This is a genomic window from Ancylomarina salipaludis, assembly GCF_004122035.1.
Lineage (GTDB): Bacteria > Bacteroidota > Bacteroidia > Bacteroidales > Marinifilaceae > Ancylomarina > Ancylomarina salipaludis.
On sequence record NZ_SAXA01000011.1, the window covers coordinates 63,845 to 87,948 of the forward strand.

19 protein-coding genes and 2 riboswitches are annotated in these 24,104 nt (G+C 35.3%); of the genes, 14 read left to right on the forward strand and 5 right to left on the reverse strand.

Annotated elements, in window-relative coordinates; translation table 11 throughout:
* Nucleotides 1-134 precede the first annotated feature (134 nt).
* On the forward strand, nucleotides 135-761 hold the full coding sequence (locus tag EO244_RS12235) for a hypothetical protein (RefSeq protein WP_129254965.1): 627 nt from the start codon (nucleotides 135-137) through the stop codon (nucleotides 759-761).
* Nucleotides 762-1,114: 353 nt separating this feature from the next.
* On the opposite strand, the gene EO244_RS12240 is transcribed toward EO244_RS12235, so the two are convergent.
* The 3 genes from EO244_RS12240 to EO244_RS12250 form a co-directional block, all read right to left on the reverse strand.
* The gene (locus tag EO244_RS12240) at nucleotides 1,115-1,510 is read right to left on the reverse strand and encodes a BT0820 family HAD-type phosphatase (RefSeq protein WP_129254966.1); all 396 of its coding nucleotides are present in this window, start codon (nucleotides 1,508-1,510) and stop codon (nucleotides 1,115-1,117) included.
* 12 nt (nucleotides 1,511-1,522) lie between these two features.
* On the reverse strand, nucleotides 1,523-3,901 hold the full coding sequence (locus EO244_RS12245; protein ID WP_129254967.1) for a GumC family protein: 2,379 nt from the start codon (nucleotides 3,899-3,901) through the stop codon (nucleotides 1,523-1,525).
* 65 nt (nucleotides 3,902-3,966) lie between these two features.
* Nucleotides 3,967-4,749, reverse strand: coding sequence for a polysaccharide biosynthesis/export family protein (locus tag EO244_RS12250; RefSeq protein ID WP_129254968.1), 783 nt, complete (start codon nucleotides 4,747-4,749; stop codon nucleotides 3,967-3,969).
* A gap of 333 nt (nucleotides 4,750-5,082) precedes the next feature.
* On the opposite strand from EO244_RS12250, the gene EO244_RS12255 reads away from it, so the two are divergent.
* The 4 genes from EO244_RS12255 (at nucleotide 5,083) to EO244_RS12270 (ending at nucleotide 7,667) form a co-directional block, all read left to right on the forward strand.
* Entirely contained in the window at nucleotides 5,083-5,874 is a 792-nt protein-coding gene (locus tag EO244_RS12255; RefSeq protein WP_129254969.1) for a hypothetical protein, read from the forward strand.
* Between the two features lie 127 nt (nucleotides 5,875-6,001).
* Nucleotides 6,002-6,541, forward strand: coding sequence for an NADPH-dependent FMN reductase (locus tag EO244_RS12260; protein WP_129254970.1), 540 nt, complete (start codon nucleotides 6,002-6,004; stop codon nucleotides 6,539-6,541).
* The gene (locus tag EO244_RS12265; RefSeq protein ID WP_129254971.1) at nucleotides 6,538-6,867 is read left to right on the forward strand and encodes a 4a-hydroxytetrahydrobiopterin dehydratase; all 330 of its coding nucleotides are present in this window, start codon (nucleotides 6,538-6,540) and stop codon (nucleotides 6,865-6,867) included. The genes EO244_RS12260 and EO244_RS12265 overlap by 4 nt, the downstream gene beginning before the upstream one ends.
* A gap of 11 nt (nucleotides 6,868-6,878) precedes the next feature.
* Nucleotides 6,879-7,667 carry a PhzF family phenazine biosynthesis protein gene (locus EO244_RS12270; RefSeq protein WP_129254972.1) on the forward strand — a complete coding sequence of 263 codons (789 nt, stop codon included), beginning with the start codon at nucleotides 6,879-6,881 and terminating at the stop codon, nucleotides 7,665-7,667.
* A 71-nt stretch (nucleotides 7,668-7,738) separates the two neighbouring features.
* Here the strand turns inward: EO244_RS12270 and EO244_RS12275 are convergent, their stop codons facing one another.
* Both EO244_RS12275 and EO244_RS12280 read right to left on the reverse strand, forming a co-directional pair.
* Nucleotides 7,739-8,353: a DNA-3-methyladenine glycosylase family protein gene (locus EO244_RS12275; RefSeq protein WP_129254973.1), complete on the reverse strand. Its 615-nt coding sequence runs from the start codon at nucleotides 8,351-8,353 to the stop codon at nucleotides 7,739-7,741.
* A gap of 156 nt (nucleotides 8,354-8,509) precedes the next feature.
* A complete protein-coding gene (locus EO244_RS12280; protein ID WP_129254974.1) occupies nucleotides 8,510-9,898 on the reverse strand; it encodes a metallophosphoesterase in 1,389 nt (462 codons plus the stop codon).
* Between the two features lie 286 nt (nucleotides 9,899-10,184).
* A riboswitch (cobalamin riboswitch) is annotated at nucleotides 10,185-10,389 on the forward strand.
* 166 nt (nucleotides 10,390-10,555) lie between these two features.
* On the opposite strand from EO244_RS12280, the gene EO244_RS12285 reads away from it, so the two are divergent.
* The 9 genes from EO244_RS12285 (at nucleotide 10,556) to EO244_RS12325 (ending at nucleotide 23,998) form a co-directional block, all read left to right on the forward strand.
* On the forward strand, nucleotides 10,556-12,727 hold the full coding sequence (locus tag EO244_RS12285; RefSeq protein WP_129254975.1) for a TonB-dependent receptor plug domain-containing protein: 2,172 nt from the start codon (nucleotides 10,556-10,558) through the stop codon (nucleotides 12,725-12,727).
* A gap of 317 nt (nucleotides 12,728-13,044) precedes the next feature.
* Entirely contained in the window at nucleotides 13,045-14,640 is a 1,596-nt protein-coding gene (locus EO244_RS12290; protein ID WP_129254976.1) for a hypothetical protein, read from the forward strand.
* Between the two features lie 148 nt (nucleotides 14,641-14,788).
* Nucleotides 14,789-14,993: riboswitch (cobalamin riboswitch) on the forward strand.
* 17 nt (nucleotides 14,994-15,010) lie between these two features.
* Nucleotides 15,011-17,038 carry a TonB-dependent receptor gene (locus tag EO244_RS12295; protein WP_129254977.1) on the forward strand — a complete coding sequence of 676 codons (2,028 nt, stop codon included), beginning with the start codon at nucleotides 15,011-15,013 and terminating at the stop codon, nucleotides 17,036-17,038.
* Nucleotides 17,039-17,050: 12 nt separating this feature from the next.
* Nucleotides 17,051-18,436: a cadherin-like domain-containing protein gene (locus tag EO244_RS12300; protein ID WP_129254978.1), complete on the forward strand. Its 1,386-nt coding sequence runs from the start codon at nucleotides 17,051-17,053 to the stop codon at nucleotides 18,434-18,436.
* A gap of 174 nt (nucleotides 18,437-18,610) precedes the next feature.
* The gene (locus tag EO244_RS12305; RefSeq protein ID WP_129254979.1) at nucleotides 18,611-20,248 is read left to right on the forward strand and encodes a dipeptidase; all 1,638 of its coding nucleotides are present in this window, start codon (nucleotides 18,611-18,613) and stop codon (nucleotides 20,246-20,248) included.
* A 358-nt stretch (nucleotides 20,249-20,606) separates the two neighbouring features.
* Nucleotides 20,607-21,734, forward strand: a complete 1,128-nt coding sequence (locus EO244_RS12310) for a Re/Si-specific NAD(P)(+) transhydrogenase subunit alpha (RefSeq protein ID WP_129254980.1) — start codon at nucleotides 20,607-20,609, stop codon at nucleotides 21,732-21,734.
* Between the two features lie 10 nt (nucleotides 21,735-21,744).
* Nucleotides 21,745-22,059 (forward strand): NAD(P) transhydrogenase subunit alpha, encoded by a 315-nt coding sequence (locus EO244_RS12315; RefSeq protein WP_129254981.1) that lies wholly within the window; start codon nucleotides 21,745-21,747, stop codon nucleotides 22,057-22,059.
* A gap of 6 nt (nucleotides 22,060-22,065) precedes the next feature.
* Nucleotides 22,066-23,508 (forward strand): NAD(P)(+) transhydrogenase (Re/Si-specific) subunit beta, encoded by a 1,443-nt coding sequence (locus EO244_RS12320; RefSeq protein WP_241687981.1) that lies wholly within the window; start codon nucleotides 22,066-22,068, stop codon nucleotides 23,506-23,508.
* Nucleotides 23,509-23,545: 37 nt separating this feature from the next.
* A complete protein-coding gene (locus EO244_RS12325) occupies nucleotides 23,546-23,998 on the forward strand; it encodes a DsrE family protein (protein ID WP_241687982.1) in 453 nt (150 codons plus the stop codon).
* The last annotated feature ends 106 nt before the right edge of the window (nucleotides 23,999-24,104 follow it).

Here is a 24,104-nt window from a genome sequence, read left to right on the forward strand (position 1 = left end):
TGGCCCACTTGTTTACCTTTTGACCAAAAAAAAGACTGACAGATTGAGCCGGAGACGATCTTATATGCAGGGAAAAAGAAGATTTTCGTAGTTATTTACACAGAGGAAAGTAAGATGTTTTAATAGAAAGAGAAATGGAAGAAGATAAAACAGCAATTGAAGAACTGAAAGTCTTCGCAAAAAGAACAAGGAGAGAAATAGATTATAAGGAAGAGACTTATATCGCAAGCGGAATAAATCCTCGCAATCTGGTTAAGCAGCATGCGATAATATCCGGATCGGATGATGATGAAGTTTATTTTGTAAATTATTGCGACATGGCAGGTATAGGAGATAGTGCCATGTATAGTGGTTTCTTCTTTCCAATTGCATTTCCATCATCAACACGGATTCAGGTTCGTCAGAAAAATATTCTGGATAAGGTGAATCCATTTTCTAAAAAGAGTGAGTTCACGACCCAGTCGAAGCAGTTTGATTCTAAGGTTTATATTGAAGAAAATGATGAATGTTCAGCAGGAAAACTGTTTTACAGTCAGAGTACGCAGTCTGCAATCCTTGAGATTTTTGATTTGGATCCCAGAATTAAACTTTGTGTTAACCACATTAATGTGGATATCGTTTCTGAATTGAAAAACAAATCCACATTAGGCATTTACATCACAGAACAATGGTTGCTTGACGAAAAGCTTATAGAGAAGCTATATCAACAGGTTGAGAAATTAAGAACGAAGTTGCAGGTTGCTAATGAGGTTAATTTTTGAAATTTAATACCCAATGAATTTATGGGGTGGAATGGTCTGAAATTAAATGAAGAAGATTTTGTTGATATTGACTTTCGATTTTTTTAAAGCACTGGAAGAATGCTTCTGCCTGTGAATCTATTAAAGTAATCTTGAATTAAGCTTTGAAAATATAAATTTTGATGAGATGAATAGACTTGTTGTGTCCAAAATTTGGGGAGTAATTCCAAACAGTTATTGACTGTATTTGAAGGAAGGGTCAGGCTATTAGCCTAACCCTTGAATTCCTATTTGATATCCTAGTGAAATAGTGGCTACAAGAATATTTGTCCATTGTTAAAATGAAGTTGTTGTTTGAAGTTTATATGATAACTCTAACCAAATATTCGTGCTAAACCTTTCTTATGTGTTTTTTCTTTTGAATTAGTCCTGTTAGGATCTGTTATTCTTTGATATATCTCTCCCCAATCAGGTAAACCACCAAAATTCATATCATCGATATACATGTCTGCTTTTATTTTACGACTAATATGACTTTCAAAAACTTCCTCAGGGTAATTTTTATTGACGGCGTAGAATTCAAGTCCTTTTGATCGGCAAAATTCAATGGCATCATCCAATTTTTTTCCTGACCTATAGGTCCAAAGAATTAATTGGTGTCCTTTTTCTTGCAACATTTTTAGAGTGCTGGTAGCAAAAGGAATTTCTTTACCTAATTTAGGATATTTCTGTTCTACAATTGTTCCATCAAAATCTACGGCAATAATCATAATTTTAAATGTTTAATTTCTAGAAAAAGTGCTTACTAATTTAGTTTTCCAATTTTTAGTTTCATGATCTTCATCATAATAGCCATTCCCATAACCATAACTTCCGTATGAATTCCCATGACCATTATGAATGGCATCGTTCAAAATTATTCCTACATGATCGATTTCGTTTTTCTCAGCTTGTTGATTTATGAATTTGATTTGATCTCTTTTGCTATAGCCTTGACGAAGAACAAATAGATTTGCATCTGCAGATTTACCTGTTAATTTTCCATCCGTAACAAGAGTAACTGGTGCATTATCTAGTATAATATAATCGTATTCTTTTTTTGCCTCATTAATAAAAGCCTTGAAATCAACGTTACCTAATAGCTCAGCAGGATTGGGAGGAATCGGACCTGAGTTGACAAAATAAAGGTTTTTAATTTTTGTAGTATTTGTAACTTCGTTTAAACTATGTTGTCTGATTAAATAGGTTGATAGACCATTAGAATTTGATGTGTTAAAAATTTGATGTAATCGAGGTTTACGAAGGTCGCAACCAACTAATAAAACTTTTTTATTATCCATAGCAATGATGGTTGCAATATTCAGAGAAGTAAAAGTTTTACCTTCTCCCGGAATCATTGAGTGGATAGCTATAACCTTTTGTGTATGACCTTTAAATAAGTATTGAAGGTTTGTTCTTAGGCCTCTGTATGATTCTGCAAGGCCTGAACGAGGATGATCCAGAATAGCTAATTCATTTTTGTAATTATTATGTGCAATTTCGCCAACTATAGGTAAGGAGGTTAAGCTTTCAAGCTCTTCTTTTGATTTAATGCTATCATTAAAAGCATCTTTCATTAAGATAATGAATAGTGGGAGCAATAAACCTAGCATTAATCCAATAACAATGATCATAAGTGTTTTTGGACCAACTTTTTTTGCTGTTCGAACTCTTGCAACATCAATGATTTGAGCATCAGGAATATTTGAAGCTGTTGTGATAGCTGCTTCTGCTCGTTTTTTTAATAAAAATGTATAGAGTTCATTATTTAAATCAAATCTTCGTTTAATGTTTACCATTTCTTGTTCCGTTTCTGGTAAACCTGCAAGTCTCATTGTAATTTGATCCTTTCTGTTTTTCAGAAATCGGTCTTGAGTTTCTGCAGCAGAGAGAAGGTTTCTTAAGTTTTCTTCTAATGAACTGATAACATTTTTTATTTCGTTATTGAGCATTATTAAACTCGGGTTTTTTTCTTTGGCTATATAGGATAAAGCCGATTTTTTGCTGTAAAGTTCGCCTAGTTTTACAACTTGTGAATTCAAACCAGGATCTACTATTCCAACAACAGATGGGGCAGCTACTTTTTCCATTTTATCTGCATCTCCCATATAATTAAGAAGATTTTTAAAATAGTCTAGTTGAAAACTAAGGCTTGCTTGTTCCGTTTCAATTTCGCCAACTTTTTCCAAAATTAATTGGGCCTCATGACTTAAGTCAATAGATTTTTTCTTTGAGCGAAAATCTGTAAAGTTTTGTCCTGCTACTTTCAGAGAATCAACTATACCGTCTATTTGTGCATCAATAAAACGGACGGTGTTGAAGGAAATTTGATTTTTTTTCTTCAGTCCAAATTGAATATAGACATTGCAAAGTTCATTTAAATAATCTACAATCCGGGCAGGCGTGTTGCCTTGCATTTGTAGTTGGATTAATTCTGCATTTTTATCAACAAGACTTACATTCGTTTTTTCAACGAAATCTAAGGCCATTAATTCGAAATCATTAAAAACGAAATAGTATTCAGAAGATAAAAGGGGGCTTGTTTTTTCTAGTGTGAAATCAAAAAAATCATTTTTGAAAGGTAAACCGTACAGTCCTGTAGATTCGAATTCAATAGGATAAGTTGTAGTGCCATCATCAAATTTGTCATCTACTTTTATTTGATAAGATTTGTTGTCAATTGTAGAAATTGATATTTTAATGCCAGCTAGGTTATTTTTACTATTCTCAATTACACGAAATGGGGTGTTTTTGTATAAATCAGTATCTTTAAATGTTCCTTTTTGATACCAAGTTGTTCTCCAATTTAAGTTTTCGAGTGTTTGAAGGTTTAAACTATATGAGTTGAGGATTCCGATATGATTTTCAATGTTGGTTTTAGCCCCCAGGTCCATTCCTTCAAAAAGGTTTTCAACTCCCATTCCGTTAGACTCTTCTTGAACTAACATGACACTTTTAACGTCATAAATAGGTTGAGAAAAACGACTGAAAAAGAAAGCCAAAAGGATTCCTAAAGATCCACAAAGAACAAACCAATGCCATTTTGATAGTAAACGAAAGAAAATGGTTTTAAGATCAATTTCATCTTCCTTGGTTATATTTAAGTTATTATTTGATTGCATACTTGAGTGTTTTTTCAATTTTAGGGAATGATACTTATTTATGACTTAAGGCAAATGTTATGAATCTAGAGTACATTAAAAATCAGTATCAATGTTGAAACCGTTGAAAGAAACAGAGAGTACATAGGTGAATTTAGTTTCACATTTTTATACTTGTCAGGTTCTACATAAACGACATCATTGGGCTGTAAAAAGAAGGCATCAGATTTAAGGAAGTTTTTATTTGTTAAGTCTAATCGATAGGTTTTGCTTCCTTGTTCCAAGGGGCGTAAAACAAGCACTTTTTTGATGCGGCCATAGTCTGTTATTCCACTTGCCATACTAATACCTTCCAACACTGTCAAGTGGCTATTGTAGTTGTAGTAAACACCTGGGTTTTTAACTTCTCCCATAACTGTAATTTTAAAACTTAATAATTTTATTTTTACAGTTGCATCTTTTATATATTCATCAGATTTCTCTTGAACAATTTGACGAGCTTCATCTAAACTTTTCCCAGCAAGATGAACTTGCCCAATAATAGGTAAATTTATATTTCCTCTTTGATCTACAAGAAAACCATTTAAATATTGACCAGATAATTGTCCGTAGTTTTGCTGGGTTCCACTTTGTGGTCCAGATCCTTGTGATGGGTTAAAAACGGCATTGATTTCAGGACTCATTGATTGGATATCAACAAAAAGATTATCGTTTGTTTTTATCTTATATATAGATGTTTGTTTGGGCAAATCGGTAAGAATTTCCTGATCTGTAGTATTATTTAGGTAAACTAAATTTTTGCTGGTTTTACAAGAATCTAATGTTGCTATAGAAAGAAGGATTAAAAAAACTGAAAATAAACGATTCATATAAGAATTTAAAATGGGGTTATTTATTACTATATGTTTGCATTGATCATAAGGGAATGATGTTTTTCTACTAGTGACCTTTGCAGCATACAAAAATATAAATATTATCAAATGTTAAATGGTCAATATCTAGTATGTTTACTAGGATGTCGACATTCTTGATCAATGGCTATTTTTGACAGTCTAATCAGCGTTTTTTTATTATGTGTGTTATTTATTAACGTACATAACTATTTGAATAGTTTAATCTTTTATATGATGCTTGTATAGCTGTTTTTGTTTATAGTCTTGATTTTCATAAATTTGATAGACTATGTATTTAATATTGAGATGATGAAAACTTTTCTTCAAACTTTATTCTTTTTAAGTTTAAGCTTATCACTTTTCGCACAAGACTGTTATACTGAGGCCACTCAGGAGAATATAAAGTCGGATTATTGTCAATTATGGCATGAGAGAACTTTTCAGGGAACCATTGGGGATGATAATCAACGAATAGAGATTCGTTTTGTTGAAATATCTAAAGATTCGGAATCACACTTTAAGTATCATGTAAAGGGAAAATCGAGAGTGAATAATCATGTTTGCGATTTTCAGGGGACGATGACCATTGATCAAATTATGTTGCTTGATGAAGCACGACGGGATTGTGATGAGCCTGATCTTTCCGAAGGAATTATTTATGGGACCTATGTCCTGAACGAGAATCCGGACCAAAAGCATACCGGGCAATTTTCTGGCGATTTTAAAACTCTGTTTGATAAGTCGCCTCATGGATTTAAATTGAACAATGCCTGGTTTGGACAGGATGGCTTTAATTCGTTTATGGGACGATGGGAAAGTTACGTCAAATGCGAGCCGAAATATTGTTCATGGAGCCTTCGAATCCCTCCTTCTAAAAAAGAGAATTTGTTTAAACATTACGACAAGGAAGTTTATTTATTCAATTTTGAATATATTGACAGGGGTTGGAAAACTTATGTCCTTTCAAATCTGAATACTTTAATAAAAGTTCCCAAAGACTTCGAAACGAATGAGACCAGGTCTGTGTTAGATTTTATGGAATTCTCGGAAGATGAGATCAGCAGAGCTGTTGAAGATGAGAATAAAGTATGGTGGAATTAATCCTTTCTATCTGCTTATCAATTAAACTGATCGTATTTTTCGATATAAGTCTGATTGTTTTAATCGTGTTTAATTATCTTTAAAAGAGAATCATCAATTTTTTGTTGATGAATTAAATACACTGTTTATGACGAAGAAAATATTATCCCTTGGAGCGAGTAATAGCTCTAAATCCATCAATAGAATTCTGGCAGGCTATGCATCGAAAGAATTGAAGAATGTCGATTTTGATTTATTGGATTTGAATGATTTTGAGATGGCAATTTATAGTGCCGATAGGGAAGAGGCGACTGGTATCCCGGATTTGGCACATCAATTTAAAGCTCTTATTCAAAAAGCGGATGGAATTTTGATTTCCTTTGCTGAACACAATGGAGCCTATTCTGCGGCTTTTAAGAATATTTACGATTGGGTATCCAGAATCGAATCGGATGTGTGGGGAGACAAACCCATGTTTTTGATGGCAACCTCGCCAGGAGGCTATGGGGGAAAATCAGTATTGGCTATGGCGATTGCAAGGTATGAACGTGCAAATAATAAACCGATCTTAAGTTTTTCCTTACCCTCTTTTTATGAGAATTTCTCGAACGAAGAGGGGATTAAAGACGCTGAGTTATTGAAAGAATTTAAAGAACAATTGAATCGTTTTGAAAAAGCATTGTTATGAACCAATTGTCCAAAAAGAAGTGTACACCTTGTCAGGGAGGGATTCCACCTCTTGGCGAAATTGAGATCAATCAATACCTAATTAAGCTTAACAATTGGCAAGTGGTTGATCAGCATCATTTGTTGAAATTATTTACATTCCCTGATTTTAAATCGGCTTTAGCTTTTGTTAACCAAATTGGGGTGTTGGCTGAAGAAGAAAATCATCATCCTAATATTAATTTTACCTGGGGAAAAGTTGAGGTTTCAATCTGGACTCATAAAATTGAAGGGCTGCATGAAAACGACTTTATTTTTGCATCAAAGATTGATGCAATTACAACTTAATATACCTGAGAATGAAATTAGATCTTTATCAGATAGATGCCTTTACGGATGAGCTTTTTACGGGTAATCCGGCTTGTGTGGTTCCTCTTAAGAGTTGGTTGCCTGATGAGCTTTTATTTAAAATAGCAAAAGAAAATGCTGTGCCGGAAACGGCGTTTTTTATTATAAATGAAGAAAAAGTGCATTTGCGTTGGTTCACCCCCGATGTTGAGATGGATTTGTGTGGACATGCAACATTGGCAACCGCCCATGTTTTGAAAGACATTTTGAAATATCCCAAAGATGAAATTGTTTTTGAAAGTCTGAGTGGCGAACTGAAAGTAAGAGCTGAAGAGGGACTTTATACACTCGACTTACCAAGGAGAAAACCTGATGTAGCGGAACTGCCACAAATTATTGAAGCGTCTTTAAATATTCAGCCCAAACAGGTTTTGAAAGCACGTGATTATGTGTTGGTTTACGATACAGAGGCTGATATTCGAAATATTAAAATTGACAGACCGATTTTTGATCAAATTAATCTTGATCCGGGAGGCGTTATTGTAACGGCTAAGGGAGATGATTGCGATTTTGTATCCCGATTTTTCACACCTCAGGCTTCTATTTTGGAAGATCCGGTAACGGGCTCAGCTCATTGTTCGTTAACCCCTTTTTGGTCGGAGCAACTGAATAAAAAGGAGATGAATGCTAAACAAATATCGGAGCGGGGAGGACAATTGTTCTGTGTCGATTTGGGTGATCGCATTTTGGTGCGCGGACGAGCCAAGACCTACTCGATTGGGAGTTTGTGGACCTCTTGATATTGATTTGTAATATGTAAAAAGCACAAAGGGAATTTCAATGCGATCATCACTTTGTGCTTTCGTATTATCTATTTTTCTGTAGTTTCTTTTGCTAATGCCCAGAAGTAGAGTGAAGCGACTGTATTGTATGGTGAGAATTTTTGTCGATAGATTTCAAATTCTTTTTTTGAAAGGGACTCCAGTCCGTATAGATGCATCATACCATTTCGAATCCCTAAATCACCATAGCTTAGAACATCAGGACGCGAGAGTGAAAAAATAAGGAGCATTTCGACTGTCCAAACACCAATACCATTCAGAGCAGTTAGTTTTTCGATGATTTCTTCATTGCTCAGTTCATGTAGTTTTTCAAAATCTACAGAACCTGAATGCGCTGCTTCTGCAATTCCTTTTATATAATTTACTTTTCTGTTGCTCATGCCACAGGCCTGAATATCCTCATGCTTGGTTTTAAGTATGTTCTCAGAACTGATTTCACCCATCAGATTGCTTAATCTGGCCTTAACCGTAACAGCTGCTTTTGTTGAAATTTGTTGACTGATGATACTCGAAATAAGAGCCTGAAAAGGATGAGGTAAAACATTTCTTTTTATCAGTCCTATGCGATCAATAGCCTCTGCCATTTTTTCGCATTTGTTTTTTAGATATTCAAGTTCTGTTTCTCCGTATTTAAAGTAATCCATATTGATTTTCGGTCTGATGAGTTTTACGTATTCTATGAAAAGTGAAAGATATTATTTATTTGTAATACTTCAATATGGGAAATTCAATCTTCGTAATTTAGAATAAGAACAGCCCCAAAGAATGGTCGCATTAGGGCTGTTTTTTTTGTTGAAAATCTAGTTTAAAAGGGTTTTATTTCCATCTTCGGTTAGACGAAAGAATTTTCCATACTTAATCAAAAGGGCTTGATTGGGAATAGAATCTTCAGCTAAGGGTATGTTAACGTCAATGACTTTTCCGTTGTACAATGCACTTAGTTCATCGTTTTCGGTATGACCAACGACCACTCTTGAAACCTTAAGAGCCTCAAGAATAGAAATCAGTTCCTGTTCAGTAATTTTTTTGTATTGGGAGCGATCCATAAAATAGCCGCGATACCAAAAGGGACCAAAGCTTTTTAAAATTTGATTCAATTTGTCCTGATTTTTTGGACTACTCCCCGAAATTAAATATTGCCTTACCAACTCATTGATTTCTTGTGTACTCATGCCGGAATCAATTTGCTTTTGAGAAATTCCTCCATGCACAAAGAGAATGTCGTTTATTTTGGTCATCGAATTCTTTGAGCGAAGCCATTCGCCCAATACCGAATTGGAATGAAATAGTGTATTGTATTCCAGCCCCAGATTGTTGCACAGGTTTTTGTAATCATTGGCTATATACCTGTTGTCCTTGTTCAGCACCATGAGTTCGTGGTTTCCGAAACTCATATGCACTTTACCTCCGGTTTTGTCTGCTTCCTGCTCCAATTTATAAATCAGCCAAAGTGCTTCCGTAACCTTATTCCCTCTATCAAAAATATCGCCTACAAAAACAAGATGCCCCTTTCCCCAGCTCCATTTCAGGTGTTTGTCTATCACGCCGTGGGCTTGCAGATTTTTGACCATTCTATCATATTGACCATGAATATCACCTAAAACAAATATGGGTTCTTGAGTTTTAAATTCCCATGCAGGTATTTTATTATCGGTAATGGTGTAAGTTGTGGTGTCTCCATTCCATCCTTTAAAATATCGTGTGTTTTGATTTATGAATTTGCCTAATAGGAAGCTTTTGCTGCTAATCGAATCGTGTTTTAAATAATATGCATAGAGTCCTTTCTCGGTCCAATCAACAAAAGGACCATCGCTCAAATTTGATAAGCCGTTTTTATAAACAACGGCCTGGTTCTTTAGCATGAGATTTATGATTTCTGCATTATCGGCTTTTATGGCATAATTCAAAGGCGTGTAGCCATGTACATCAGTTATATTCAGATTGCAGCCCTTTTTTATTAGAGCTTTTGTGATTTGTGGCAGAGCACGTTTGGCCGCCCAGTGCATGGGACTCAATCCTAGTGAGTCTTGCTCATTTAAATTGTCAAGCTGATCGATTATTCGAAGTGCTTTATCAGTCTGGCGATTATCAATTGCTTGAATTAAATCAGATGAGTTTTGATTTGTTGTGCAAGAGATTGTGATTAAGAGGTATGACAAGATGAATCCTTTGTAAAGTGTTTTTAACATGTGTCGGTTTTTTAGTTGGTTGTTTGAGTTTGGTCTCTTTAATAAATGGGCTGTTTATAAAAGCGATATGCAAGAATAACAAATCTATTTTATTTAGACTATTCACCTTAAATATTTATTGCAGGGGATAGAATAATTTGTTGTTGAGACCTTCAGATTAGCTTGATTTTAGAACTGAAATTTGATTCTAATATTCTGGTAGAAACTTAATTTTATTGATAGTCTTTGGTTTGACTTCCGGATTTGTATTCTAATCAGGTTTGTGCTCCAAAGTCTTTTTTTTATCTATATTTGCACCGCATTTGGTATTTCAGTCCTCATTATTCAGGATTGAAATGAAAAGGGAATCCAGTTAGAATCTGGAACTATACCCGTAGCTGTAAGTTCTAAAAAAGCTTTTTGAACGACCTATGCCACTGTCCGCCTCAAACGGATGGGAAGGCCTCAAAAAGTAGAACAAGTCAGAAGACCTGCCTTTGCGATTAATACAAGTCATTGCTTTCGGGAAAAAGAGCAAGTGAACGAAAATCGATTCAATACAGATATTCAGGATTGTTTTGCCATAAGGGATACTTTGTGTCGTGTTGTCAAATTTTCTTTTAGCTCCCTGTTTGCTTTGCATTAGTTAAAACATTTTTCATTTTATTAAACTCAAACATGAAAAGAACATTTTTAACAGCTTTTGCATTGCTTTCATTTATGAATTTTGCATCTCAAGCTGATGATAAACCTGTGGTAGATTCCACTTCGGTTCGTCATTTAAATCTAAACGAGGTTCAGATTAATGCCTCACGTGTGAATGCTAAGGTTAAAAACCTGCCTCAAAAGGTAGATGTGATTACGCCTAGAATGATTAAGACTTCTCCGGCAACCGATGTTGCAGGTTTGTTAAAAAGATCGTCTTCAATTGATATTTTGCAATATCCGGGTGTTGATGCCGGAATTGGAATAAGGGGATTTTCTGCTGATACACAAAGTAAATATGCTTTAATTTTAATTGATGGTAAACCGGCAGGAACCGAGAATCTGGCTAGTATCGATTTGAGTAATGTTGAACGCGTTGAGATTTTGAAAGGTCCATTTTCAGCACAATATGGTTCTGATGCCATGGGAGGTGTGGTGAATATTGTGAGCAAAAGCAGAACGGGTAAGTTGGGAGGTTCGGCTTCTTTGGCTTATGGTAGTTTTCAAAACTCGAAAGTTAATTTAAATGTTGGCGGTTCTTTGTCTGAATTACTCGATTTTGATTTGGGATATACTTTTCACAAACAAAATAAAGATTACAAGGTGGGTAATCATAATTTATACAACGAAGCTTATGCCAAAACAATTTTGGATGCTACAACCTATGGTGCTCGTATGGAGAATTCTCAATTCGAAAAGCATAATGTGAATGCCCGTTTGGGAATAAAGTTTGCAGAAGACTGGAAGCTTAATCTGAATAGTAGTTTTTATCAAGCTCTAAATGTTGAAACGCCGGGTAATTTTTGGCATACCTATGGGATGGATTCAAAAGATATTAAACGCTATACCGGAGGTTTTGATGTTTTAGGAAAAGCAGGTATTCATTCGCTTCGTTTATCTTCTTTCCTTTCAAAGGAAAATACAGAGACTATAGATCTTGGCAATGATGGTTCCGGTAATCTTGAGAAAATTTATAAAAATTATGGTTTTCAGTTGAATGATGCTTTCCAGATAGATGAGCATACGTTTGCTTTTGGGATTGATAACAGAACTGACAAATATGAGAGTCTTAATTATACCAAAGAAGGGACAGCTGAGGCTCCTTATAAACCAGATTATAACAACCGTAAAACAGGTGTATTTGGTCAAATCCAATTTAAACTTCTTGATGGTAAGCTGGATGCTTCAATCGGTGGACGAGGCGATTTTATTAAGTTTGATTTAGAGGCGGATAAGTTTTTAGGAAATGCTTCCAGTTCCGAAACCTATGAGATTTTTACTAAAAATCTGGGATTGAAATATGAGCTTTGTGAGCATATATCGATTCACTCAAGCTGGGGTGATGCTTTTTTAGCACCCGATGCTTTTCAGGTTGCCGGATTTTATACAGTTGCTTCTGGCACAACAACACGAGGGAATGCCAATTTGAAGGCAGAAAAAAGTAAAACTTTCGATATAGGTGAGAGTTACAAGGATTTCCAAAATGGAATCAATATCGATTTTACCTATTTTCAAACAAGGCACACCAATAAAATAATTAAAGAACTGCGCGATCCGGATGGGATTAAAAAAAGTGGCGATGAATTTTACACTTATATTAATGCAGATAAGGCAAATATGAGTGGTATTGAGTTGCTTGCTTCTTATGACTTTGGCGCGTTAAGTGATTACGATTATTCCTTACGTTTGTACTTAAATTATACGCATTTAATTGATGCAACCTTAAAATATGAGTCGAATGGAAAGCCTGCCGAGGGGAGTATGCGATACGTGAGAGACAATACTGCTTCGTTTGGTTTGGAGTTCGATAATTTAAAAGGATTTACGACCTGCTTAAATGGTCGTTATATTGGTCACCGCTACGAAGATAATTATATGTACTTAGCCGACTATTCAAATTGGCCAAATGTCTCAAAAAAACCTATTGTTTTTAATGGTAAAGAGGTTCGTCCTGAATTGATTGATGAGGCTTTGTTACGTCATCCGATTTCTTATGTATTTGATTATTCGGCGTCGTATACTTTTAAAGAGAAGTATACAGTTGGAATAACCGTTTCGAATCTATTGGATGAAAATTATACCGAGAAAGATGGTTACAATATGCCGGGAAGGTTAGTGAATGCGGAGTTTATTTATAAATTTTAAAGAAGGTTTTAGTCTATTACATTTAAGGTTGTATTGTAATGGGAGAAGCATTTCTTGTAACTGATTTTAGATTTATTTCATAGATATATGTTAAGAAAGCATAAAATTAAGTCATAAATTTTATTATTTTCATAACATCATATTACATTTGTTGTAATATACATTATGATTCTTCAGGTTAAGGTTAAATATATAGCTTGTTCATAGTTCGATTTAATATTATTTTAAATTAAATATGTAGGTCTAATAGTTACTTGACTCTGAGTTTTTGGTGTAGATATAATTAATTGAATAATTGTATAATTAATTTAAGATTTATGAAGAAATTGGTTTTAATTTTTGGAATGGTAGGAATTCTTCTTAGTTCATGTTCTAATGATGACTATTTTGATGAAAATGTCAATGTGTTAAAAAAGAGTAATACCCCAAAAAATGTTTTGAGTGCTAAAGACAAAGAGGAAAATTTGGTGACTTTTGCTAAGATCTTGTCTAAGGCAACATATGAAAGAAAAGATGTTAGAGAATTTCTAAAAACAGAATCTCTAAAACAATTTGATAAAAATTATGATGTTCTTTATTTTTTAATTAAAGATGAGATTATTAATGGGAGATCTTTCAAGGATATTTTAATCTCATATTCATCTGAAGAAATTATGGAAGAAATTGAGACGAATATTCCTTTATTGAATATTTTGATTCCAGAGATTATGTTTTTTAATATTAATTCAGAAAATTTAAATACTGAAGATAAAGAAATACCTGTAGTTGTATCTCAAGAATCTGAAACTACACTCTTCTTGAATGGTAAGAAAGAACTTAGCTTACAAAAAGGAGATGTTCCAGATTTTCATGTATTTGTAGTGAATGAAAATAGTAGGGTTGTTGCGCCTGTAGCTGAAACAGGGAATGTTAAGAGTGGTGCGAACAAATCTATAACATTTAAATCTCCAAATTTTGATGGTAGTTTACAAAATCAATCGAGAATAAAGTCTGTGGATTCTCATATTACAATAGTTGGGGGAAAAGCACTTGAAGCTTATAACTATTTTAATAAAGATGATGGAAGTATTTATCAAAAAGCATTTCAAAGAGATTATGTATACTATGGAATAACACCTTTAAATCAAACAGGTAGTTTAAATAGATCAGTTTCAGAGTATTTAAGTTTTATTGAAATAAATCCAAAAACATATTTTAGGGTTGCGAATCAGACAAGTACAGGGACAAATAGTGATGATCCAGTAATTAAAGATTATACAACTTCCCAGGAGAAAAGAACTTTAAGTAGTGAAGAACTCTTGGATCGGATGTGGACTAAGGGTGCTTATGAGTTTAGATTTGAGGTGATAACATCTAAAAATCAACATCCTCAAATTATATATGTCCCTTTTAAACCAAATGAGATTTGGAATTTTAATATAACACACACATATGAACATTCAACCTTTTTTAGACATTCCAAAAATACATATAAGATTGACCCCAATAACTTCACTTCTAAACCTGTGTATTTAGGTGCTGATGAAATTTCACTTGGTTCATGGCACCTTTCTGAAGAATCTCTTTATAGATATATTAATATTGTTGAGGAAGATGAAAGTGTTAATATTACAAGTACAAAGACATATGAATTTTCACATGTACTTACTTGTAAATTTAATGGAGATTATAAGCTAGAGGTTGGTGTAGGAAAAGCGAAAGTTTCTGAAGGTATTTCAGCTGAGGTAACTAGTACAAATACAACTAAGGAAAGTAAAACAGTTGTTACGGTGAGAAAAGAGGGCTCAGATGCGTTAGGAAGTATAAAAATTTATTATTATAATCCTATAGTAGATCAAAGATTTACATATCAAGCTTGTAGTATGCCCATATACAATACTGGTTATGTTAAGTTTGGTTTGACCGTTAAATAATGCAGTAAAATATTATTTAAATTGGATTAAGGACTGTTCTTAAAAGGAACAGTCTTTTTTATGATATGTTTTTTTATTCTTTGACCTCAGTATGTTTAGAATTAGATTCCAAATAAGATATAAAGCTCTTTGTCTTTTGTTTTTTTTATACATTTGCAGCGTAATTGGTTCTCGTGAATCTGACTGTTGTCAGATGGAGATGAAAAGGGAATCCGGTGTAAGTCCGGAGCTGTTCCCGTAGCTGTAAGCTCAGAAAAAAGCTTTTTCACCACAATGCCACTGTTCGCCCAGGCGGATGGGAAGGCCGGAAAAGTTGAGTAAGTCAGAAGACCTGCCAATACAACCTTAATTTTCAAAACATTCGGAGAAGATGTTTGGAAGACGATCGAATTCTTTATTTCTATTGGTCTATCCTGGTGTTTTCTTCTTTATCAGATATAAGATGAAGTTGAAATTTTTATTCGTGCTGTTAGGTAGCTTTATAAGCTTATATAGTTGGGGGCAAACTGTCGGAGTTGATACTATCCATTTAAAAGAGGTGGTGAGTTATGGCAAGCTGAAAAAATACCAATCCGGGGCAAAAATAGAAACGATTTCTGCTCTTCAGTTCGACGCTAATCGCGATGGAAGTTTAGAGCAGTTATTATTACGAACCCTTCCTATTGTTCTAAAATCACGAGCAGGAGCTTCATCTAACATACGCTTACGTGGTACTTCTCCTAATCATACAAGTGTGAACTTTGGAGGTATCAACCTTAACTCTCTAACACTTGGGGAGTCAAATATGAGTAATATCCCTATGTACTTGTTCGATGAAGTGGGGGTTCAATTTGGTAGTGCCAGTACAGTAAATGGTTCGGGAAGTATTGGCGGGGCCATTCACCTTGGTTTAAAAAACAATTGGACTAAAGGTGTAAAAGCAGAGGCTAGAGTTGCTCACGGCTCTTTTGGAGAAGAATTATATGGCACAAAAATACACATAGGTAACGGTAAATTTGAATCGGTGACTCGTCTCTATTATTATAAAAAAGACAATGATTTTAAATTCACGAACACAGCTGTGTATGATTTTGAAAAAGGCATCTATCAGAAGGAAGACAGACAGAGAAATGCAAACATTGAAAACAAGGGCTTAATTCAAGAAATAAATTATAAGTTTTCGGAGAAAGAGACATTTATATTTAACCTGTGGTTGGAGAAAGATTGGCACCTGATTCAGCAAAATATGCAAGAGAATTATTATAAACCTGATTTAAGAGAGCCTTACGAAGATAAAAATATTAGGTTGTGGACATCGTATAAAAACGCTAAAAAAGCCATTAAGTATGAGATCAGTGGGGGCTATGTGTATGATAATGGTATTCACAATAAAAATACAGATGGTACCATTCAGACGCAACGTATTATTGGAGAGGCATGTGTTGAGCATGAGCTAAATAAAAATATAAGTTATAAAATCGGTGCAAAAGCCAGCAGAATATACCCTACTGTTTATACTTATTCTGGCGATCTGGAATATGAAGACAGAGTTGATTTTTATGCCTCATATTTTCACAAGCTAAATCGTAAACTAACGGCTACAATTAATTTACGCCAAGGTTTGGTGACAGATTTTACTGTTCCTTTTACACCAACTTTTGGTTTTAAATATCTCGTATTCTCTAAAGAAACTCATGCTCTAAACATAAATGGAAATATTGCTAAAAGTTATCGTGTACCCACTTTTAATGATCGTTTTTGGGGTGACCAGGGGAATCCAAATTTAAATCCTGAAAAAGGCATGAATTATGAGTTGGGCTTTAAATGGAATTATTCAACTACTGACATTTTCGGACACATACAACTGAATACTTTCTACTTAAATGTAGATGAGTGGATTCTATGGCGAAAAGGATCTTTCATCAATAATGAAGGTGAGAAAAAAGATGATTGGCATGCCAAAAATGTACAAGAAGTAGAAAGCAAAGGTTTTGAATTTATGACACAATGGAATTACTCCCTTTGGGGGGTGAAAACTGTGTCAGGTGTCAACTATTCCTACACCTCAACAGAACCAAAAAAATCAATAGATCCAACCATTCCAGTTGATCGACAATTGGAATATGTTCCATTACATATGGCTAATTTTTATACTATTACATCTTTTAAGAATACCGATATTTCAATAGACTGTAAGTATACGGACAAGCAATATACTAATGGAGAAAATGATAAAATTCTATCATCTTATTTTCTTCTCAACTTTTCAGTAGGTCACCAGTTTAAATTAAATAACAATAATAAAATTAAAATAAAAGGCATACTTAATAATATTTTTAACACTGATTATCAGTCTTCATTTGGATATGCTATGCCTGGAATTAATTACCGATTAAGTCTAACTTATAATATCAATTAAAATAAAAGGGAAATGAAAATTAAATTCTTATCAATGTTAGCCCTTGCGGCTACTTTATTGATCTCATGTAATAATGATGATACTAATGAGATACCTGTTTTAGATACTAATCAGGGTATCATGCTAAAAAATGGTGAAACTAAACTGATTACTGAGGAAGAATTGAAAATTACTGACTCTGAATCAAACCCTGCTGAGATTATCTTTACTATTACAAAAGCACCTATACATGGTAAATTGGTAAAAATAACTGATACTGAAACTTCAATTACAATTTTTTCGCAAAAGGATATTGATGATAAGCAAATTCAATACATTCATGATTCCAGTTTTGAAACTTCAGATAGTTTTACTTTTACAGTAACTGATGGTGAAAATATAATTTCTGAATCAGAATTTTCTATTTCAATTTATTCAAGCTTAAGTTATGTAATAAACTATGGTAGTTATTCTGGAGATAAATCAACTATTTCTGTGTATGAGGAAAATTCAGAATTATTAACGAACAGACATTACGAAACTGTAAATACTGTTCCTATGGTTTCCAATGTGCAATATGCCTACAACTATGACGGAAAAATTTTCATGATGGGAAATAATTTGGATCAGATTTTTTGGGTAGATGAAGTAACATTTAAACAAACTCAAAATGGTATTACTGATGGTATTATTAAACCTCGCTTTTGTGTGGCAGATGGGAATTATCTATATGTTTCTTGTTGGGGAGGTAACATCTGGGAAGATATTACACTGTCTTATATTGCAAAAGTAAATCTTGATACAAAAAAAGTAGAAAAGAAAATTGCACTTGAAGGTGGACCTGAAGGTTTGGCTATTGTGAATGGCAAATTATATGCAGCTCTTAACTATAAAAAGAGCATTGCTGTGATGGATCTGGATACTGAAGCTATTAGCTATATTGAAACTCAGGCTGTATCAAGTTATTTTATTAAAGATAAAAAGGATAATCTTTATGTTTCCCAAATTGATAGTTATAGCAATCCTTCAACTGAAGAAGGTTTAGCTTATATTAATACGACTACTAATGCGTACGAATTATATAAATTAGAAGGTATCAGCTCTAGCTATGTGAATATCATGTCGGCAAATGATGATTTCTCAAAGTTATATGTAATGACTTCGGCTTATGATGCTAGCTGGAATCTTTCAGGTGCTATTGCAGTATTCGATACAGCAACTAAAAGCTTCGAGGCAACAAATTTAGTAGAAGGCATTTCAGGCTTAAACGGTGTTGGTTTCAGTGATGATAAAGTATTTTGTTTTGTTTCTCCAAGTACAACTGCTAATGGAAAACTTGTGACTTATAGTACAAATGGTACTTTGATTAAGGAGTATGAAACGGGTATTTCTCCACTAATGCTTTTGGAGGTTAAATAATTAGTGTCAATAGACATTTAAATAGTTTTAGAAAAGGGCAAGCGTATGTTTGCCCTTTTTTTATAATCATTAATGACTTTTGTTATGTGTTTATTAGCGTCCTTTTCATAATTTCGAAAGGTTTAGATCATGACAACCAATAGATCTGATAAACTCAAACTCAATCATAAACCTATGAACAAAACATTTTTATTTTTCTTAATTGTACTTTTTCAAGCGACGACTGTTATGAAGGTTTTTGCCTGTACAAATTTTATAGTCACCAAAGGGGCATCAAAAGATGGTTCTGTTATGGTGGTTTATACCTGCGATGGCGAATTTCATCCTAGCTTACGAGTTGTTCCGGCAGCTGACTACAAGCCAGGTGAGATGCTTCAAATTAAAGATTGGAGTGGCAATGTACTCGGAGAAATCAAACAGGCTTTGCATACCTATGCCATTGTTGGTCCGCACATGAATGAACATCAGGTCTCTATAGGAGAAACCACCTTTGGAGGAAGAGCGGAGTTGGTTAATTCTTCAAATCTCCTGCATTACTGGACCTTGATGCAACTGACCCTTAAACGATCAAAAACAGCTCTGGAAGCGGTGAAAACTCTGACTGCACTTGCTGAGGAATATGGCTATAAGAGTGAAGGGGAATCCTTTTCGATTGCCGATCCGAACGAGGCTTGGATTCTTGAGATGATTGGTACTGGTAAAAAAGGGAAAGGTGCCATATGGGTGGCCCGACGAATCCCTGATGGCTATGTTTCAGCACATGCTAATAAATCAAGGATTGGAGAGTTTCCCTTAGATGACCCCGAAAATTGCCTTTACTCAAAGAATGTGATAGACTTTGCTATCAAAAAAGGCTATTACAATCCGGAATCCGGTGAGCCATTTCGATTTAATGAGGCGTATGATCCTTCTAATCCTTCAAATTTGAGATATTGCGAATCACGTGTGTGGAGTCTGTTCAACAGATGTGCACCTTCCCTGAAACTCTCAACAGATTACCATCGTGGTGTTGAAGGGGCCGATCGTTATCCTTTGTGGATAAAACCAGACTCAAAACTGAATGTTGAGGCTGTTTCCTATCTGATCAGAGATCATTATGAGGGAACGGATTTTGACATGACTAAAGGTATAGAAGCGGGCCCATTTGGGAGTCCTAATCGTTGCCGACCGCTAGTGTTGGATGTCGATGGAAAAACGGCAGTTTGGGAGCGTCCTATCTCGACCCGGAATACAGCTTTTTCCTTTATTGCTCAGTCCCGATCGTGGCTGCCTAATGAAATTGGCGGGGTTCTTTGGTATGGTTATGATGATACTTATTATACCTGTTACACGCCTGTCTATTGTTGCACTAAAGAAATTCCAAAGGTATGGGGCCAAGGTAGCCTACAGAAATTTTCGTGGGATTCAGCTTGGTGGATCTTTAATTTTGTTTCCAATTTTTCGGATTTGAGGTATTCTGATATGATTCAGGATATTCAAAAAGTACAACGAGAATTGGAGCAGAAATTCGTTGCATATATTCCTGCAATGGATAAGGCCGCTGGAGAATTGTACAAGATTAATCCAAAACTTGCTACTGATTTTCTTTCCGATTTTTCTAATGATCAATTGGATATGGTTGCAGAAAGGTGGACGGAATTAGCCGAACATTTAATAACCAAGTATAACGATGGCTATATAAAAGATGAAAATGGAAATGCTCAAACCGTTGGTTATCCACAAGAATGGCTTAAAAAAGTGATGAAGGATAAACCAGGTCATATTCTACCTGTTTGGGAAAAAGAAAAAGCTCTTGAACCCAGTAACTATTAATAGTAATTGGTTTAGTGATAAAATTTATAAAAAAAGGGACTTTCAAATGAAAGTCCCTTTTTTATTTGTTGAGTAAGATAAAATACCAAGATGTAGGGATTTTTATTATTCAGATGATAATGGGTGAGGATTTATTCTTGTATTCTAATTTTTATATCTAGATTTAATCTAAATAAAGAATCGATTAAAAATGTACAATAAGGGTAGAGAAAGTCTTTTTTAGAAAATTGTTTTGTGAAAAGTTCATAGGAGTAATTTTAATTGTGGCTATTATAAACTATATTTATTGGACAATGCTTTATAAATGAAGCGATTCTACTGTGAAAATATCAATTGGAATTAACTATAAACAAAGCCTATGATTTTAGGATTATTGAAAGAGCAAGGCGAAGAACAACGCGTGGCTCTCTTACCGGAAATTGTCTCCAAGCTGGTTCAAGCAAAAGTTGAGGTTTACGTAGAGAAAGATGCGGGTGCATCTGCATTTCAAACCAATGAAGCCTATGAGAATGTTGGGGCAAGTATTTTAGATCGAACAGAACTTTTAAAAAAGGCAGAGGTTTTTGTTCAGATTGGTGAACCGAGCCTCGAACTTATCAGACAATTGAACGACAAACAGGTTTGGATTAGTCAGTATAACCCCCTTTGGAATACCGACTTGGTAAAAGCATTCCTTGCGAATGGCGTAACCAGTTTCAGTATGGATTCGATACCTAGAACAACCCGGGCTCAGTCAATGGATGTGCTTTCGTCAATGGCCACGGTTGCCGGTTATAAGGCTGTGCTTGAGGCTGCCAATGAGTTACCCAATTTTTTTCCCATGTTTATGACAGCAGCAGGAACCATTCGTCCGGCTACCGTTCTGATTCTTGGAGCCGGAGTTGCTGGTTTGCAGGCCATCGCTATTGCACGCAAGTTAGGCGCTCAGGTCGAAGCTTTTGATGTTCGGGCAGCTGTTAAAGAAGAGGTGAACAGTCTTGGGGCTAGATTCGTTGAGGTTGAAGGGGCAATTGACGATTCAGCAGCGGGAGGTTATGCTGTTGAACAAACGGATGAATTCAAAAAGAAACAGCAAGAAGCCATTAACGATCATGCAGCCAAAGCTGATGTGGTGATATGCACGGCTCAGATTCCCGGAAGAAAGGCGCCGCTTTTAATTCCTACCGAAGCTGTTGAACGCATGCGACCAGGTGCAGTGATTATCGATTTGGCTGCTTCAACAGGAGGAAATTGCGAATTGACTCGAAACAATGAGACCCTTATTCACAATGAAGTTAAAATTATCGGACAGTCCGGATACCCATCCTTAATGCCTATTGATGCCAGTAAGATGTTTGGAAAGAATGTGTTTAATTTCTTGCAGCTATTAATTAGCGAAGAGGGTGATTTAAACTTAAATTTTGAGGATGACATCGTTAAAGGAACCTGCATTACGCATCAGTCCGAAATTTTAAACGAGCGTGTCAAATCAGTTGTTGAATCATAAATCAGACTAAATGGAACAAATATTAGCATACTTTTTCACATATAAGGAGGCAATTTTTATCATTGCTCTATCCATTTTTGTGGGGATTGAGGTTATTTCTCATGTCCCATCAGTTCTTCACACACCTCTCATGTCGGGGGCCAATGCCATTAGTGGTGTCATCATTATTGGTGGTATTATTTTGGTTGGTCATGCTGATACATCAACTCTCTCTCTGGAACTTATACTCGGTTTTTTCGCTGTTATTTTCGCGACACTGAATGTTGTAGGTGGATTTGTTGTAACAGACCGCATGTTGGAAATGTTTAAAAAGAAGAAAAAATAGGATGATATGGAACAAGTTATAGGAAATTTAAACGGGATTGATTTCACTTTGGGGGAATCGATACTCGAACTGAGTTATTTAATTTCAGCTTTGCTTTTTGTTTTTGGATTGAAATTGCTGTCTCATCCTGAAACGGCCAGACGGGGTAATTTTTATGCGGGATCAGGTATGGTTTTGGCTATGTTTACCACTTTGCTTTTGCATAGGGATGCCAGTGGAAACGGGATTGCATTGACCAATGTCTGGATTATTTTATCGGCATTGACCATCGGTTCAGTTATTGGCTGGGTGGTAGCACGACGGGTTAAAATGACCGCTATGCCGCAATTGGTGTCCTTTTTTAATGCTACGGGTGGTGCGGCTTCGGCTTTGGTTGCTTTGCTCGAATTCCCCAATGCAGATATGGGTAATTATGAATCTGTTTTGGTTACGATTCTGGGTTTAATTATTGGTAGTATCGCTTTTAGTGGTTCGATGATTGCCTATGGAAAGCTTGACGGCAAGGTGAAGGATATTACTTCCGGAATGATGACCTATGTCAACTTATTTCTGTTGGTGACTGTTGTCGCTCTTTCAGTTTATATCATGATTTCAGGTCAAACACCCGAGCAACTTAATTGGGCCATCTATTTATTATTGGGTATTTCTTTATTCTACGGCGTGATGTTTGTGATGCCGATTGGCGGAGCAGATATGCCAGTGGTGATATCTCTATTGAATAGTTTTACGGGAATTGCGGCTGCTATGGCTGGTTTCATCTACAGTAATCAGGCAATGATTTTGGGTGGTATTCTTGTTGGTGCTGCGGGTACAATTCTGACTTTATTGATGTGTAAGGCTATGAACCGTTCCCTGATGAATGTGATTATTGGAGCTTTTGGAGCTAATGGCGCTGCAGCTGCTAATACCGAAGGGGGGGTGATGAAGGAAATCAGTTTGAGTGATGCGTCTATTTTACTTTCCTATTCAAAATCAGTGGTAATTGTTCCTGGTTATGGCTTGGCGGTTGCACAGGCTCAGCATGTTTGTCATGAATTGGAAGAGCTTTTGAGTGGAAAAGGGGTTAATGTTCGTTTTGCTATTCATCCTGTGGCAGGGCGTATGCCGGGACATATGAATGTGCTTTTAGCCGAGGCTGACGTGCCTTATAATCAGTTGGTCGAAATGGATAACATCAATCCGGATATGCCCAATACCGATGTGGTGATGGTTATTGGAGCTAATGATGTGGTTAACCCGGCTGCCATTAACGATCCTGCTAGTCCAATTGCAGGTATGCCTATTATCAATGCATATCAGGCCAAAAATATCATCGTGATGAAACGGGGGCGAGGTAAAGGTTATGCTGGTATCGAGAATGAATTGTTCTTTGGTGAGAAAACCCGTTTACTTTTTGGCAATGCTAAGGATAGTTTGCAGAATTTGGTGAATGAAATTAAGAGTTTGTAGAATAGATTTAAAAATCATATCATTAAAATAAACCGAGATGAAAAAGAAGTTATTTGTAAGTATTATACTGAGCTTGTTTTTGACTATGCCTGTACTTAAGGCATCTGAGCCAGATACTGAAAGTGATTTCCTAAAAGATAAGACAGAGATGAATGAAGCAGATAAGTTGGTTGTAGTTTGGACAAGTGGCGATAAGGATGTGGCTATGAAAATGGTATTTATGTATACCTACAATGCCAGAAAACAGGGATGGTGGGATGATGTTACACTTCTGGTTTGGGGGCCATCATCGAAACTGCTTTCTGAGGATAAGGATTTACAAGATTATGTGAATAAGATGCGTGATGCTGGTGTACATGTAATGGCTTGTAAGGCTTGTGCCGATCAGTATGGCGTTGCCGATAAGTTGCAAGATTTAGGTATAACGGTAAAGTATGCTGGTCAGGATCTTACGAAATTTATTAAAGAACGGAAGGTGGTGACTTTTTAATAAATAATTTAACTCCCCGGGTCAATGATTCCGGGGATTTTTTTTTGTTTGTAATAGGATTATGTGTTCTGTATAAGCCTTTTATTGATTAATAAGTATTATTGTT